Origin of the sequence: Exiguobacterium sp. s192, from assembly GCF_018618795.1 — a bacterium.
Lineage (GTDB): Bacteria > Bacillota > Bacilli > Exiguobacteriales > Exiguobacteriaceae > Exiguobacterium_A > Exiguobacterium_A undae.
In genome coordinates this window covers 125,502-141,378 of sequence record NZ_JACSMS010000005.1, presented here as the reverse complement: position 1 = coordinate 141,378, position 15,877 = coordinate 125,502, and the positions used below count along the sequence as shown (strand labels likewise).

Below are 15,877 nucleotides of genomic sequence, written 5' to 3'. Positions count from 1 at the left end.
TACCCTGTTCTTGAAAAAAGGAGTTTATACGAACCATGAAAAAGATGAAACAAACGGTGCTCGTTTTATTAGCAGTCGTCACGTCAACGGTCAGCTTTTCTCTCGCGGCAGAAGCTTCGAGTTACCGTCAAGCGAAAACACCCCTTAACCTGCGGGCCGGTGCATCGACGGAAAAAGCGGTCGTCACGGTCATTCCGACGGGCGTCTATGTAAACGAGATCAGCCGACTCGGAACCTGGTCGAAAGTACGGTATGGAACGAAGACAGGCTATGCCAGCTCAAAATATTTACTGACCGATCAACAAATCGGCGGATTACGCATCGGTAAGACGTTGATCGTCAATCCGAATTACCCACTTCGTTCATCATACGCTCCCGGCGAGAGTACGGTGGCGCGAGCTGCCTTTGAAAAGATGAGGCTCGCTGCCAAAAAAGAAAAAATCACTCTGGTTGCATTCAGTACATACCGTTCGTATGCCTATCAAAAAGCCCTCTTTGACAAGTATGTGGCACGGGATGGTTTTGAAAAAGCAAGTACGTACAGTGCACAACCCGGGAAAAGTGAGCATCAGACAGGACTTGGTTTTGATATCGGCGGAGCAGACTCTTCCAAATATGCGAAGTTCAGCTTCTCGAGTACAAAAGAGGCAAAATGGCTGGCTGCGAATGCCCACCGTTACGGGTTCCATCTCCGCTATCCGCTCGGTAAAGAATCATGGACCGGCTATACGTATGAAAGCTGGCATTTTCGTTATGTCGGGGCGACGCTTGCTGCCCAGTTGAAGGTGAGCGGCTTGACGATGGAAGAATACTACAAGTTGGAACCGGGGAAACCGATGACGCCGTAACAGGTTTCGTTTCAAGCGACGAATGGTAAATAAATGGTGTGTCACTCATCGTCAACAGTTGCGGTCTGTCTTGTGTGAAAGAGGTGGAAGCTGTGGCTAAAAAAGAAGAGAAGCATCATATCATTACCTTTACATTCGAAGAAGAGGCGACATCGTATCAAGTGTTCAGTGAACTCAAAAAGTATCACGCTAACGGTCAAGTTGATTTTGAACAAATCGCTGTTATTAAACGAAGTGAAAGCGGAGCGTTTTCGTTTGAAGATGCGGTTGATTTAAGTGGCTCCAATAAAGCCTTCAAAGGTTCCTTAATTGGGATGGCTGTCGGGATTCTTGGAGGACCGTTCGGCATTCTGTTAGGCTCGATGACAGGAATGTTGATTGGCGGCTCGAAGGATTTAAAAGAAAATCAAGCTGTCCAGGAAACGTTTAAACGCACACTCGGTGTGATTCCACCCGGAAAAACAGGAATCATTGCGATTGGTGAAGAATTTGAATCGTCTGTACTGGACGGTCTTGTCGCTAAGCATAACGGAACGATTGATCGAACCGATGAAGTACTCGAAAAATAAATAAAAAAATCCTTCCCTCATGAATGAGAGAAGGATTTTTTGTTAGGACTGACGTTCTTTTTTCACTTTTTTGAAGAAGAACAGTTCGTAGACGACAGGGACGATGATCAACGTCAAGAGCGTTGAAGTCGTTAATCCACCGATGACCGTCAAGGCGAGACCTTTTGAAATCAATGTGCCGGATGACGTAGTGAGTGCCAGCGGAACAAGGGCCATGATGGTTGCGAATGCTGTCATTAAGATTGGGCGAAGTCGTGTTTTACCGGCTTCGATCAACGATTCGCGGATTGGTAAACCACGTGTGACATTCTGTCCAATCCGGTCGACGAGTACGATGGCATTGGTCGTTACGATACCGATGAGCATCAAGAAACCAATCATAACACTGACGGATAACGGCTCGTTTGCCAAGAACAAGGTGACGAGTGAGCCGATCGGAACGAAGATGAGCGATGACAAGATGATGAACGGAATCCGTGCTTTTCCGAACGTGATCAGCATCGTCAAGTAGACAAGTCCGATAGCGACGACGATGGCAATACCAAGCGATTGGAAGATTTCGACTGTATCGTCGTTTCCGCCACCACTCGTTAACGAGACACCGTCTGGCAAGTCGATTTTTTCGACGTCTGCTTTGACGTCGCTTGAAACCGTTTGGACGTTATCGCCCTTCACTTGTCCAGAAACACGTGCGTACACTTTTCCATCCAGTTTCTGAATCGACGTGAATGTCTCGACTTCGTTTACTGTTGCGACATCTTTTAAGGAGACAGGACCAGCTGCCGAGAACAATTGTACGTTTTCAAGATCTGCTTTTGATGTCAAATCTTCTTGGTAAGACAATTGAACGTTTTGGTCTTTATCGTCGAGGTTAAGCGTTCCTACGGTAACCGGTTTGGTTTGATCGTTGACCGTACCAAGAATCTGGAAGCCGGATAAACCACGATCACTTGCTTTTTCAGAATCAATCTCAACGAGGAACTGTTTCTGTTTCTCGCTGAAGTTATTCGTGACGTATTTCAAATCGTTGTTTTTAGTCATGTTATCTTCAACGAGTTTTGCTGCTTGTTGTAACGCTTCAAGATCCGTTGAGAATAGGTCGACGTCGACATTGTTGTTCGATGGCGGACCACCTGTCGAAAGTTCAGCGATACTGATTTTAACATCAACGTCGTCTTCTTTCGCAATGTCTTCCATCTGTGTTTCGAGCGACTTGATCGTCTGTTCGACATCAGCGCCGTCTTTTAGATTCAAGAAGTAACTTGCTTTGTTATCAAGACGCAGACCTGTCGTGAAATCACGGGCACCGACTGAAGTCGTGACATCCGCAATCGCGTCTTCCTGGTCGAACATCTTTTCCATGTTAAGCGAAACATCACTTGTTTTCTCAAGAGACGTTGCAGCGGGAAGTTCAAGCGAAGCCGTCAATGTTTTGGAAGCTTCGTTTGGAATGAACGTAAACCCGAGTTGCGGCACGATCGCAAGCGAACCGCCAAGCAATAGGAATGAAACGACGAGAATGATCGCTTTATGCGACAGTGATTTTTCAATCAGTTTTCCGTACCAACGTTGCAAGGCACCTTCTTTTTCTTCAGCAGGTACTTTTTTGAAGGCAAATTTCGCTAAGATCGGTACAATCGTGATCGCAACGAGAAGCGAAGCGAGCAACGAGAAGATGATCGTCAAGGCGAATGGCAGGAAGAACTTCCCTGTAATACCACCGACAAAACCGATTGGTAAAAAGACAACGACGGTCGTCAAGGTAGAAGACGTGATTGCTTTTAAGATCTCTTTCGTCGATTGCTCGATGATTTCATTCGTCATACCTGAATCTGATTTTCGGACCCGTCGGAAGATATTTTCAATGACAACGATACTATCATCGACGACACGACCGACCGCAACCGCCATACCACCAAGGGTCATGATATTTAACGAGATGTCCTGCCAGTTCAAGAAGATCGCCGCAATTAAAATCGACAGCGGGATTGAGACGATGGCAATGATGGTCGCCCGGATGTTTCGTAAGAAGAGGAGGACGGCAAGAGAAGCAAACAAGGCACCGAGTAATCCTTCTTTTACGAGAGTGGCAACCGATTCCTCAATATCTTTAGCTGAATCGATTCCAATCGTATAATCGATTTGATCATCGTATTTGTTCAAGATGTTTGTGACACCATCTGCAATTTCAACAGTGTTGGCATCTTGTTTTTTCGTGATGGCCATCGATAACGAATCTTTTAAATTGTAACGTGTTTTTTCACTTTGCTCGGAAACGGCTTCGATTTCTGCGATATCTCCGAGACGGATTGGTTCTGCTGGTTCTGCTTCTTCTGGTGCACCTGTTGCACCCGGTGCTCCGGCTTCTGAACCGGATCCTCCTGCAGGAGGACCTGATGGGGCGCCTGTTGCCGGACTTGACGCAACAGTAGATGTCAGCTGAAGATTTTTTAACTTATCTAAGTTTTCCAGCTTTTCTTCGACCCGAATCGGGATTTTTGAATCACCTTCTGCAAGTTGACCAGACGGGAACGATACGTATTTGGCATTGATTTGTTCTTTGATGCTGGTTAACGACAAGCCGGCAGCGGTCGCCTTATCATTGTCGACAGTGATTTGAACGAGGTCGTCTTTGTAACCACCAACGGAAACACTGTTGATGCCGGGAATTTTATTGAGTTCTGGTTCGATTTCATCCTTTAATAAGGATTCAATTTCTTTTCCATCTTTACTAAAGAAGGAAATGTTGTAGATCGGGAACGATCCGAATGAAAAACGATTTAACTTTGTTGTTGCTTCTTCCGGAAGATTTGCATCTTGGATGGCAGCATCAATTTGTTGCTCGACCTTGTCCATATCCGTATCAAATGGGAATTCGATATTGATGATCCCGATACTTTCATAGGCAGAGCTTGTAATTTTGGTGGAGCCTTCGACTCCTTTGAGTGCGGTTTCCAGTTTTGAGACGACTTGTTTGTCGACATCATCTGGGGATGCACCTGGATAAACGGCTTCTACTGAAATTTGAGGAAATTCGATTTCAGGAAACTGATCTACTTTGAGTTGAGTAAACGAATACACGCCGCCTAAAATTAAAAGAATGGCAATAATAAACACGGCAACTGAGTTCTTCAAACTAAATCTTGTTAAAAAATTCAACGGGTACCCCTCCTTTATTTTATATGTGCTTATTTACATAGTAGAGGACGGAGGAAAACCCTGCAACTTTGAACTGTTGCCGCAGAAGAAAAAAAATAAAAGAAAATCATAAAAAATACTTTACACATTTCGATATGTTGCTATAATAAACATATACCCAGTACGACATCACATGATTCTGTAGCTCAGCTGGGAGAGCGCTACCTTGACAGGGTAGAGGTCGCTGGTTCGAGCCCAGTCAGAATCATACCAAAATCCCGTTCATCTTTTGATGAACGGGATTTTTTTTGTATAAAAAAGCTATTCCTTCATTAACAATGAAAGGAATAGCAACTGAGCCTTATTGGATCTCTAAACGAAGATCGCCCATTTTTGTCCAACCGGCCATCGTCGTCATCCGGTAAAAGACGAGCGTCAAAATACCGGGAAGAAGCACGCCGGTTGCGAAAAAGACAAGGAAGGCATTGAATCCTTGATTGACGAAGATGTTGAGCGGCGCAATCATTGAGTTTAGACCAAGTCCCGCTAATTCGTAGGGTACTTCTAGTGAGAGAACAAGTGTCGCGATCGGCGCTGAAATCATGGCAGCCAAGAACGGAGCGACGACAAGTCGTGGATTTTTGACGATATTTGGGAACTGGACTTTTGGTGTGACGAAGAAAGAAGCAATCAATCCACCGGGATCGGTCTGACGATATGCCATCAACGTAAAGCCGACGAACTGGGCGGAGCAGCCGATCAAGGCGGCAGCACTGGCGACGGGATCGAGCTGAAGAGCAATCGCGAGTGCAGCAGATGAAGCAGGTGACATCAATAAGACACTAAAAATAAGGGCGATGACAAGTGATGTCGCGATTGGAGAAGATTCGACGGATGTCGTGACCATAGCACTGAATCGTGTTAATAAAGGTGTCGTAACAGCAGCGGCAGCGATGCCTGTCACACCACCGGCAAGAACGGCGCTGACGGGAATGACCATCATATCGAATTTGGTTTTTCCGGTCATCCGTTTACCGACGAATACGGCGACGGCAGCAGCGAGCAATGCACTGATTGGTTGACCCGGCACGAGGACAAGTCCGGCGTCCGTTGGCTGAAGTGCCGCTCCGCCAATCGTTGCGGCAATCATGGCACTGAATAAAACAAGTGTATTCCCGCCAAGTTGATAAGCGATGCCGGCTCCAAGAGCAGGTGCGAGCAGGACCTTGGCAACACCGCCAATCGTCAACAGCATCTCAATATGTAACAAGTTGCCGAACGTTTCAATCAATAATCCTACTCCTAACGTCACCAAGACGGCATTCGCCATACCGGCAGACACTTTCACCATTCGATCCATCGCATATTCCTTCAACTCACTCATCCTCTCTCTTTTTCGTTTTGCCATTAAAAAAACCTATCCGGTATCGGATAGGCGCCATCATTCCTGCGGGCGCCTCATTCGATGCATCGAAAGGAGGGCCCAAAATCAATTCCGAAATGTAATCGGAAAGGTTTCAGTCCCTCGAGCATAGAATAATCAGTCGGCCTGCAGTTTGGTGTAAAGACATAAAGGTGTTCTCCTCTCCGTGAATTTTTCTAAGCCTAACATGGCTAAAAATAATAATCAATATTTTCTGACAATTTATTTTTCATGAATTTTTCGCATGAAACAAGGGGAAAGACAGGAATGGCGTTAAATTAGTAATGGAGGCGTTTACATGAAATTTGCAGTAATTACAGATATTCACGGCAATGCAACGGCATTAGAAGCAGTTTTAAAAAGAATAACGGAAGAAACAGGCGTCTTAGAAATTTTCTGTCTCGGAGATTTGATTGGTATCGGACCACAAACGAATGAAGTCATCGAAATTGTGCGATCGACACCACAAATGACGACCATCAGCGGGAATCATGACGAGAATGTCCTTGCGTTGATACATGGTCAAAAATATCCGGATAGTTACCGTCATGCGAAAAACCATCATCAATGGATTGCCGATCAGTTAACCTCGGACAATCAACGTTTTTTGGAGCAGCTCTCAAGAACCGTCCGAAAGACATTTTCGAAACAGGAAGCATTGTTTACACATTATGCGTATCTGGATGAACAGAAGCCCATCGGAGAGGAACCATTGGCGGAAGCGGTTGACGGAACAGAACAATCCTTGCCAAATCTGTTTAAAGGACACCAGGCGAGCCTGATTTGTTTTGGACACCATCATCCGGAACAAGTCATCCGGGCAGAGGGCGTAACGTACTTAAACCCGGGAGCGCTCGGCTGTCAGCCGGAAGCTGTGGCACCATTCGCCTTAGTCGAGCGGAGCGGCGGAGAGTGGAAGGTGGATGTCATTGAAGTGGAGTATGATGACCGACCGTACTTAGAAGCGTTTAATGCGGCACCGATGCCAGAAAAAGAACTGTTGCGTAAACTTTTTTTAGGTGGGAGAACATGACAAAATGACCCGCACAAAAAGTTACGGGTCGTTTCGTCAGGAACGCTTGTATTATAAAAAGCGACTTACCAGAACAAGAGTCAAAGGGATACCAATCAGTAGAATCCCGATGACCCGCTTCGCCCGGCTTCGTTTCCACTGAAAAGCAAGTGCGAGAAAAGGGGATGCAAGAAATCCGATAAATAAGGTGATTAACGTCAAAATAAAAAATAGAAAATCTGTTTTAGAACTGGTACGGGTGTAAGCTTTCCACATATCAAAAAGCGAAACAACGACGTAGACCAGTAAAGCTAACGTAAAGAGAAGATTGGACAGTAAAAGTTGAGACAAATAAAACACTCCATTCAGGTACGATTGGGAATCGATAACGCAAAAATAGCCTCTCAATTTATTGAGAGGCTATTTTATTATAACAACTTTAACATCGCTTGGCTGATTGTTTTCAAATCGAGTGGCGGGCCGATCAACGGCCATTCAGAAATCAACGCAATATAGGTCTTGAACAGTAAGAAAGCCGTCACTTCGACCGGAACTTCCGGAGAACGTTGCTCGAGTTCTAAACGTGTCTCGAGCAAGTTCTTGATGTACTCGACGATATGCTGCTCAATCCGTACGCGCAACTCAAACATTTCCTGTAATTTTAAAGTGTGTGTCTCTTGGGTGATTTGCAGAATGAACAAATGTTGCTGTTGATGATTGACGATCGCATCAATCATCGCCTGTTTGTTCTCTTCGACAGAAGCTGTTTTTGTATAGGCATTCTCAGCTTCGGCCTTCATTTCTTGCAGGACACGTGTAACAAGCGATTCAAATAAATCGAGTTTACTTTCAAATAATTGATAGACGGTCGGCTTACCGACGTGAGCGCGTTTTGCGATCCGTTCAATCGTCGTTCCTTTATAACCCAGTTCAGAAAAACAAGCCATTGCCGCATCTAAAATCAAATGTTCCTTATCAGACAGTGTCATGGCGTTTTCTCGCTTTCGTCGAAAGTAGGATCCGTTTCCCGCCTAAAGCACCAGCAAAGCTGATCGCAAGGGCGGAGAATAGAATCAAACCAAGTACCTGACCGTTTGAAATAAGTGTGTCCGTCACACCGATGCCGAGTGCTTCCCGGAAACCGGTCACCGAGTAGGTCATCGGAAGGAAGCGGTGAATCGCCTGGAAGAAGCTTGGTGTCATTTCGACCGGGAATGTTCCGCCACTGCCGCCGATTTGCAGTAACAGCAGTAAGAAAGCACTGAATTGGCCGACACGACCGAAGAGCATCGTTAAAGTAAACAGCAGTGTGATGAACGTCATCCCGGTCAATGCAGCAAAGCCGTACAGGGCAGGAGTGCTTGCGACGTCAGCATCCAGAACGTAGACGATGGCGGCGGAAGCAGCAATTCCCTGCAAGGCGCCGATCGGTAAGACAAGCGATAATTTCCCGACAAGGAAACGCCATGTCAATGTTTCTCCGTGTTCCGGACGGATTTGATAGACCGACGAGAACATTAAGGCACCGGCAAATAACGCAATGCTGAGAATATAGGCTGCCAGACCAGAACCATAGTTGTTGACGGTCGAATAGTCATGTTCTTTTAAGACAACCGGTTCAGCGAGCATATTGTCCCGTTCGTTGGACGGCTTGACGGTAGCATCCTTAGCGCCCTTACCGAGCTCTGTTTTTAAGGTGTTAGCACCGTCGACGAGTTTTGAGTTCCCGTCCGCGAGACGGGAAGCACCGTCTGTTAATTGTCCTGCACCGGATGACAGAGAAACTGCACCGTCAGATAATTGACCAAGTGCTGATGTCAATTTGCCGGATGCCGTGCTCGCATCATTTGTACCGGTTGCAATTTTTTGTGCACCAGCCGTCAGCTGTGTGCTTCCTTCGGCTGCTTTATGAACACCGTCAGTATAGGTGGTCAAGCCTTGAGTGAGCGAGTTTTGTCCTTGTTCTAAGCTTTTAGCTCCAGTGAGCAGTTGAGCTTGTCCTTGTTCCAAACGTTTTGAACCGGCAAGCAGCTCTGCTAAACCACCATCCAGTTGCGAGACACCGGATGCAATTTCTTGTCCACCAACCGCCAGTTGATTAATTTTATCTGTGGCGTCATTAGCTGCAGCAAGACTTGCATCAAGTGCGGTTTCTTGTTGCGATAGATTTTGTACATCTTGTTCCATGGTTGCAATGGATGCAAGTAACGCATTTTTTTCTTCTTCAGATAAAGTTTCGGAAGCCGAAATGACACCTTTGATTTTAGCGACATTGGCTTCAATCGCTTCACGACGTGCACTTAAGTCTGTTTTTAACGTCGCAGCTGCATTGTTTAAGTCTGTAATCGTCGCATTGACCTCTTGCGCTTTATCGTTTAGTTGATTAAGGCCAGCAGTAAATTTCGGCAGGTTATTGTCGAGCTTCGATGCTCCGGCAGAAGCCGTCTCAAGACCTTGGCGAAGTTCAGTCGTTCCACCGGAAGCTGTTTCGATGCCTTGACGCAGTTTAGTCGATCCTGCCTGCAGATCTGTTGATCCTTTAATCAGTTTGGCGCTGTTGTCATCAAGTTGGTTCAGACCACTTGATAGTTCACCGGACTTTTCTGCGAGCGTTTGTGTTCCATCAGTAAGTGTGTTCAAACCGGTTGAGATTTGAGCAGAACCCTCATTCGCTTTCGTTAAATTCGTTGATAGAGTATTAGTTCCGCTCGTCAGTTTTCCGAGGTTGGTCGTAAGCGTCTTGGCGCCGTCTGTCGTTTTTTTGGCACCGTCCTCGAGTTTAGCAGAACCTTCCGAAGCATCTTCGAATCCTTTAGCGATTTTTTTTAGTGATCCAAAAATCGCGCTACTGTATTGTTTGGTTACGGATTTACGGATTTTTTCATTTAACTGTTTAGCAGCGGCACTTGAAATTTGAGTACCGGAATAGTTTTTTGCTGGATTGAGATAATACTCCAACTCGATTTTTTTCGGATGATCGTCCAGTAAAGTCGTTGCGTTATGCGAAAACTTCTTTGGGATGACGACTGTCATGTAAATATCCCCGGAGCGCAATTGTTTTGCGGCTTCTTTACGGGACAGATACTGCCAATCAAAATCGTTGTTTTTTTTCAGCTTTTTGACGAATTGATCCCCGATATCAATTTTTTCGCCTTCAAATTTCGTCGCCTTGTCTTCGTTGACAATGGCTACTTTAATGTTCTCTGTTTGACCGTACGGATCCCAGAACGCAGATAAAAAGATCGAATTGTAAAGGAACGGCACAAGGATGAGAGCAAGAATCACGATAATCATCATCGGGCTTTTTAATTTTTTCCATTCTGAGCGAAACATAAATCAGATCTCCTTCTTGAAACTAAAAACTAATTTGAGTTTCTGGTTTTGATGAGATTTACTTTACGCCTTTTAAAAGTGGAATGCAACTACTTAAGCAAATGAATTGCTGAGCAAGAGAACTGTTTCCTGTTTGTAATCATTAAGAACAGAAAACATCAAAAAACTCCCTTCACCAAAGTGAGGGAGTGATCATGATTCAGTGATTAGTTGGCAGTCATGGGATCAACAAAATTTTGCCGGTACTTTGCCGGCTCTCGAGGTAATCGTGCGCCCGTCGACCATCGGAAAGCGCAAAAAGTGTAGGGGAAGCGAGTTGTAATTGATCTGATGCAATCCAACTGAATAATTCGCCGGCGCGGCGAATCCGTTCTTCCCGAGTCGTCAAGACATTCCAAAGGTCGCCACCCGTCAACGTTTTGGAACTGTCCATCAACAAGCGGGGATCGACGGCGACAGGATCGCCACCCGCCATACCGTAAAAGACAACTGTCCCGTGGATTTTTGTTGCCCGGAAGCTTTCCATCAGCGTGGAACCGACAGACTCATAAACAACATCAGCCCCTCGTTGATGCGTCAGCGTGAGAATCTGTTCAACCCAATCGTCTGCATACAGGAGCACATGCTCACAGCCATTTTGTTTCGCGATGTCTGCTTTTTCCGTCGAGGATGTCAGACCGATTGGAACCGCACCGCGTAACCGGACGATTTGTGTCAACAGTTGCCCGACACCACCAGCTGCTGCATGAATCAACACCAGATCACGCGGGTGGATGTCATAACTGTCCCGTGTCAAATAGTGCGCGGTCAATCCTTGTAATAAGATCGAAGCAGCTGTTTCATAAGAAATCGAATCCGGTAACGGAATGACTTTATCAAATGGTGCCGCGACGAACTCGGCATTGGCATTTGGAACATCGGCGAAGGCGACCCGTTGACCAATCTGCAAATCCGATACAGCGTCTCCAAGTTTGGTAATGATACCTGCCCCTTCATATCCTAACAGATAGGGTGGTGTTCCCTCTAAATGATAATTTCCTTTGCGACGGTAGATGTCGGCAAAATTCAGACCGATGGCTTTCATCTCAATCAATACTTCATTCGGTCGAAGTTCAGGCGTCGGATGTTCTTGATAGGTCAGGACACTGGAATCTCCGAAGGAGCGAAACGTAAGAGCCTTCATAGGTACACTTCCTTTTTAGTAGTTGTCAGAAGTAGTATAATTCACTCAAACAGAAAATCCTTTTGATATGCGTTACAGTTAGGAAAAGAAGGTGGGAAAAAATGAAAAAAATCATGCTTGGCGGTATTCACTTTTATCAGAAAGTGATTTCACCGATGAAACCGGCGACGTGCCGATTTTATCCGACGTGTTCTCATTACGGGAAAGAAGCAATCGAAAAACACGGCGCCATTAAAGGCGGCTATTTAACGACCCGACGATTGATGAGGTGTCAGCCGTTTCATCCGGGTGGTCTTGATTTTGTGCCGGAGACCTTTGACTGGAAGGCACCGGTACAACGCGAAAATCCGGCAGAACAACAAAAGTAATTGGAAAAGGAGTCTGAACTCGGCATCCACTCGAGTCCAGACTCCTTTTTATAAAGGCAAAAACGTTTTAAAGATCACCTGTTAAAAATTGTGCTTTGCCGAGACCAAAGCTCCAATCTGCAGCGTCATTTTCAACAATGGAAACCATTAAATCACTTGGCGCCAATCCGCATACCGCTTCTAGCCGCTCAGCGAGTAAACGGTAGAGTGCCTGTTTCTTTTCCTCGGTTCGTGTCTTACTCGTCACACTGATCAGGACGACACGATTCGTTCGTGTGAGTCCAAGACCGGTATCTTGGATGACCATTTCGTTTGCTTTGTGGGTATGAACGATTTGATAGCGGTCCCGTTCCGGCACATCAAACGCTTCGAGCATCGCTTCATGTGCTGTATCGAGTAATAACTTTAATTCTTCATCCGAGCGTCCTTCGATGACATCAAAACGAAGTAATGGCATTGTACATCTTCCTTTCATATGTAGAAGTACGGGAGAACCCGTACTTCATGTCGTAAGATGATTATCTTATTCGAAAAATGGTTTGTATTGACGGCGTTCGTGCATGACAGATAACCATTGTACCGTCGAGAACTCTTCGAGGACCCATTCTCCGTTAAAGCGGCCAAGCCCAGAATCTTTTTCGCCGCCAAACGGCATGTGTGGCTCATCGTTAACCGACTGATCGTTGATGTGGATCATGCCTGTTTCAACTTGAAGCGCAAATTCTGTTGCCCGTTCAATAGAAGAACCGTGAACAGCACCACTTAATCCATAAGGAAGTGAGTTGGCCAGTTCCAGTGCTTCTGCATCATCTTTGAATGGAATGATGACAGCGACCGGTCCGAAGATTTCGTTTTTAGCGAGCGGCATATCATTTGTAACACCAGTGACGACAGTAGGTGCGATGACGTTACCGTCTGCTTCACCGCCGACACGAACTGTTGCACCAGCAGCTTTTGTTTTTTCGATTTCTTCCATGATGCGATCAACTTGCGATTGGTTGATCAGTGGACCAACTTGTGTCCGACCGTTTGAAGGGTCACCAAACTGAAGTTCTTTGACTCGAGCGACATATTTTTCGACGAATTCATCGTGAATCGATTGAGCAACGAGAATTCGGTTCGTTGACATACAGATTTGACCTTGGTGATAGAATTTGCTGTAAACAGCGGATTCGACCGCACGATCTAAATCTGCATCATCAAGAACGACGAAGACGTTGTTTCCACCGAGTTCAAGAGCAGTTTTTTTCAAGTGTTTCCCGGCCAGTTCACCGATATGGCGGCCCACTTCCGTTGAACCTGTAAAGGAAATCAAACGTGGGACCGGGTGCTCGACGATGGAATCGCCGATTTCTGATCCGCGACCGACGATGACGTTTAAGACACCTTTCGGAAGACCCGCTTTTTCGAAGAGACTTGCAAAGATCAAGCCGCCTGATACCGGTGTATCGGTTGCCGGTTTAACGACGACCGCGTTTCCGATTGCGATAGCCGTAGCGATCGAACGGATGGCGAGGTGGAACGGGAAGTTCCAAGGACTGATGATACCGATGACACCAAGTGCTTTCCGGTAAATCCGGTTTTCTTTGCCCGGAACGACAGATGGACGAATTTCTCCGTGCATCCGCAACGGGAATGTGGCGGCTTCTTTAACGATCAAGACAGATGCGAGAAACTCGCCTTCTGCTTTAATCCGTGTACTGCCGGATTCTTTGATCAGCCAGTCGATGATTGTTTCTTTTTCTTCGTACATGACTTTTAAGAACTGTTCGATGAGTCCTTGGCGTTTCAATGCCGGAACTTTCGCCCACTCTTTTTGCGCGACTTTCGCAGATTGATAAGCATCATCCAAGTCGTCGTTGTTTGCTGCTGAAATCTCAAATAATGTTTCACCTGTGAAGGGATTTGTGTTTGTCATATTGCTGTCACTTGCGCCTTTGCGCCACTGACCGTTAATAAAAATCTTCGTGAAATCTGTATGGATTGTTGATTCTGTTTGCTGTTGCATGGATATTCATCTCCAATTCGTTTTTGATAACAGTTAAGTTATTCACGTTATGTGGAGAAGTAAAACACAAACTTACACTTTCACAAAATGAATTGACTCGGCAAGTTTTAAAAAGATAAATCGAACACGTTTTACTAGATGAAGAAACAGGAATTAAAAAATATAGCGGTATATTTAAGAGTGGAGTGATTGAGGCATGCAGAAGTTGAAGTTATTGTATCGAGAGACAAATTGGTGGTGGCCTCTCCTGTATGGTGTGGGGGGAGCGCTTTTGACCGCGTTGGTCCTGGTCATCGATTTATATGCAAAAGAGCTGTTCCCGAAGGATTGGAAAACAACACTCGGGCTGGCACAAACCATCCACAGCGCTGTATTTACGGGCTTACTGACGATGATGACATTCACGTTCTCGACGATTTTAGTTGTCCTGACGACCTATTCATCCCAATTTTCACCCCGGACTTTACCGAATTTCATTGAGAACCGGCAAGTCCAACACATCTTTGGAATTTTTATCGGGACCGTCACCTATTCGATCACGATGCTGTTTTTCATGCGGCCTTCGCTAAAGGACAGCGTCGTTGCCTCGGCTGTTGCGGTCATCGTCGTCTTGATTGCCATCATTGCGTTTGTTGCTTTCGTCCACATCGTCAGTCAGTCGATCAGGGTGACGACATTACTCGATCGCCTGCATGAAGAAGGATGTACACTGATTACCGAACACATCGATGCCATCAAAGAAGGGGACTATCAACTGGTATCGAGTCAGGAAGAGTCTTACCCCTTCTATGTGACAGCCGCGCAAACGGGTTATTTACAAGCCATCGATTATGATGTCGTAATGAAATCGGGTCAACGGGTGACAATCGATGTTGCGATCGGAAGTTACGTCACACAAGGACAGCGCATCGGCAGTGCCGCTCAACAAGAAGTGGAACAGGGAATCATCATCGGACCGACTCGCTCAGCTCAACAGGACTTTCCATTTGTTATCCAAAAGCTGACGGAAGTAGCACTTCGGGCGATTTCACCCGGTATCAACGATCCAAACACGGCACGTCATGCGTTGCGGCAAATCGGAGATTTGTTGAGACGCTACACCGTCTTGCAGGACGGGGATTTGTTGGTGACCGGAGAAGGGACTGTTACGGTCAATCGATTAGCGTTTTCAGACTTCCTTTATCTGACGTTTTACCAACTGAGACATTACGGTGAAGAAGATATTTCAGTCCTTGCGACGATGCTTGAAGCCCTTGAAATCATGAAACGGGATGCCCTGCCGGAACATAAGGCGAGCATTGACCGATTCATTCCGTTTGTTTGTTCGGAAGTGAACTGGTCCGCGTTAAATGAGTGGGATCGTCGACATCTGGAACAGGCACAGGAAAAAGCTCTTTTATGAAACCTGAAGAAGACACTGAACGTAATAGAAAAAGGAAAGAAATCAGAAAGTAGGAGATTGGCATGACGACCTTATTGTGGATTTTAATTGCATTATGTTTTTTAGCGGCCTTCGCCGGGCTTGTGTATCCTGTCATACCAAGTGCACCATTACTCATCGTCGGATTTTTAATTTACGGATTTGGATTCAGCTTTACGGAACTGACCGTCAGCTTTTGGATCATCCAGACAGTGTTTATCGTCTTGCTCTTTACCTTGGATTATCTGGTCAGCTCGTATACCGTCGACCGGCGTGGAGGATCACAGGCGGCAAAGATTGCAACGACCGTTGGTTTGATTACAGGACCGTTTATCATCCCGGGAATCGGTCTGCTGATTTTCCCGTTTGTGTTTGCCATCTTGACCGAAAAAATCATCAGTAAAAAGACATGGAAAGATTCGGTTTCCATCGGGATCGGAACGGTGCTCGGAATTCTCTCGAGTGCTTTACTGAAAGGGATTGCGATGTTGTTGATGATTGTTGTGTTTATCATGTACGTCGTCTAAACGAAAAGAAGATTTGCCTGCAAGTACACATTTTGCAAGAGTTCCGTT

13 protein-coding genes and 1 tRNA gene are annotated in these 15,877 nt (G+C 45.8%); 7 read left to right on the top strand and 7 right to left on the bottom strand.

Annotated features, from left to right (window positions below; genetic code table 11):
- Positions 1–35: 35 nt before the first annotated feature.
- Positions 36–848: a D-alanyl-D-alanine carboxypeptidase family protein gene (locus tag KNP87_RS10425; RefSeq protein WP_214721604.1), complete on the top strand. Its 813-nt coding sequence runs from the start codon at positions 36–38 to the stop codon at positions 846–848.
- A 92-nt stretch (positions 849–940) separates the two neighbouring features.
- Positions 941–1,417, top strand: coding sequence for a DUF456 domain-containing protein (locus KNP87_RS10420; protein WP_214721603.1), 477 nt, complete (start codon positions 941–943; stop codon positions 1,415–1,417).
- A gap of 42 nt (positions 1,418–1,459) precedes the next feature.
- On the opposite strand, the gene KNP87_RS10415 is transcribed toward KNP87_RS10420, so the two are convergent.
- Positions 1,460–4,576, bottom strand: a complete 3,117-nt coding sequence (locus tag KNP87_RS10415; protein ID WP_214721602.1) for an efflux RND transporter permease subunit — start codon at positions 4,574–4,576, stop codon at positions 1,460–1,462.
- Positions 4,577–4,750: 174 nt separating this feature from the next.
- On the opposite strand from KNP87_RS10415, the gene KNP87_RS10410 reads away from it, so the two are divergent.
- Positions 4,751–4,823, top strand: a tRNA-Val gene (locus KNP87_RS10410).
- Between the two features lie 93 nt (positions 4,824–4,916).
- Here KNP87_RS10410 and KNP87_RS10405 read toward each other — a convergent pair.
- Complete coding sequence (locus tag KNP87_RS10405; protein ID WP_214721601.1) at positions 4,917–5,939, bottom strand: PTS sugar transporter subunit IIC; 1,023 nt, start codon at positions 5,937–5,939, stop codon at positions 4,917–4,919.
- Positions 5,940–6,276: 337 nt separating this feature from the next.
- Here KNP87_RS10405 and KNP87_RS10400 point away from each other — a divergent pair, with 337 nt between their 5' ends.
- Positions 6,277–7,011 carry a metallophosphoesterase family protein gene (locus KNP87_RS10400; RefSeq protein WP_214721600.1) on the top strand — a complete coding sequence of 245 codons (735 nt, stop codon included), beginning with the start codon at positions 6,277–6,279 and terminating at the stop codon, positions 7,009–7,011.
- Positions 7,012–7,418: 407 nt separating this feature from the next.
- Here KNP87_RS10400 and KNP87_RS10395 read toward each other — a convergent pair whose 3' ends face one another.
- The 3 genes from KNP87_RS10395 to KNP87_RS10385 form a co-directional block, all read right to left on the bottom strand.
- Positions 7,419–7,979, bottom strand: coding sequence for a TetR/AcrR family transcriptional regulator (locus KNP87_RS10395; RefSeq protein WP_026833899.1), 561 nt, complete (start codon positions 7,977–7,979; stop codon positions 7,419–7,421).
- A complete protein-coding gene (locus KNP87_RS10390) occupies positions 7,966–10,323 on the bottom strand; it encodes a YhgE/Pip domain-containing protein (protein WP_214721599.1) in 2,358 nt (785 codons plus the stop codon). The genes KNP87_RS10395 and KNP87_RS10390 overlap by 14 nt, the downstream gene beginning before the upstream one ends.
- 217 nt (positions 10,324–10,540) lie before the next feature.
- Positions 10,541–11,506, bottom strand: coding sequence for a quinone oxidoreductase family protein (locus KNP87_RS10385; protein WP_214721598.1), 966 nt, complete (start codon positions 11,504–11,506; stop codon positions 10,541–10,543).
- Positions 11,507–11,607: 101 nt separating this feature from the next.
- Between KNP87_RS10385 and yidD the strand changes: the two genes are divergently transcribed.
- Complete coding sequence (yidD, locus tag KNP87_RS10380; protein ID WP_131504273.1) at positions 11,608–11,874, top strand: membrane protein insertion efficiency factor YidD; 267 nt, start codon at positions 11,608–11,610, stop codon at positions 11,872–11,874.
- Between the two features lie 67 nt (positions 11,875–11,941).
- Here the strand turns inward: yidD and KNP87_RS10375 are convergent, their stop codons facing one another.
- Both KNP87_RS10375 and KNP87_RS10370 read right to left on the bottom strand, forming a co-directional pair.
- Positions 11,942–12,331 carry a tautomerase family protein gene (locus tag KNP87_RS10375; RefSeq protein ID WP_026833895.1) on the bottom strand — a complete coding sequence of 130 codons (390 nt, stop codon included), beginning with the start codon at positions 12,329–12,331 and terminating at the stop codon, positions 11,942–11,944.
- Between the two features lie 66 nt (positions 12,332–12,397).
- Entirely contained in the window at positions 12,398–13,882 is a 1,485-nt protein-coding gene (locus KNP87_RS10370; RefSeq protein WP_081776051.1) for an aldehyde dehydrogenase family protein, read from the bottom strand.
- A gap of 196 nt (positions 13,883–14,078) precedes the next feature.
- Between KNP87_RS10370 and KNP87_RS10365 the strand changes: the two genes are divergently transcribed.
- Both KNP87_RS10365 and KNP87_RS10360 read left to right on the top strand, forming a co-directional pair.
- On the top strand, positions 14,079–15,284 hold the full coding sequence (locus tag KNP87_RS10365) for a DUF2254 domain-containing protein (RefSeq protein ID WP_214721597.1): 1,206 nt from the start codon (positions 14,079–14,081) through the stop codon (positions 15,282–15,284).
- A 62-nt stretch (positions 15,285–15,346) separates the two neighbouring features.
- The gene (locus KNP87_RS10360; protein ID WP_026833892.1) at positions 15,347–15,829 is read left to right on the top strand and encodes a DUF456 domain-containing protein; all 483 of its coding nucleotides are present in this window, start codon (positions 15,347–15,349) and stop codon (positions 15,827–15,829) included.
- The last annotated feature ends 48 nt before the right edge of the window (positions 15,830–15,877 follow it).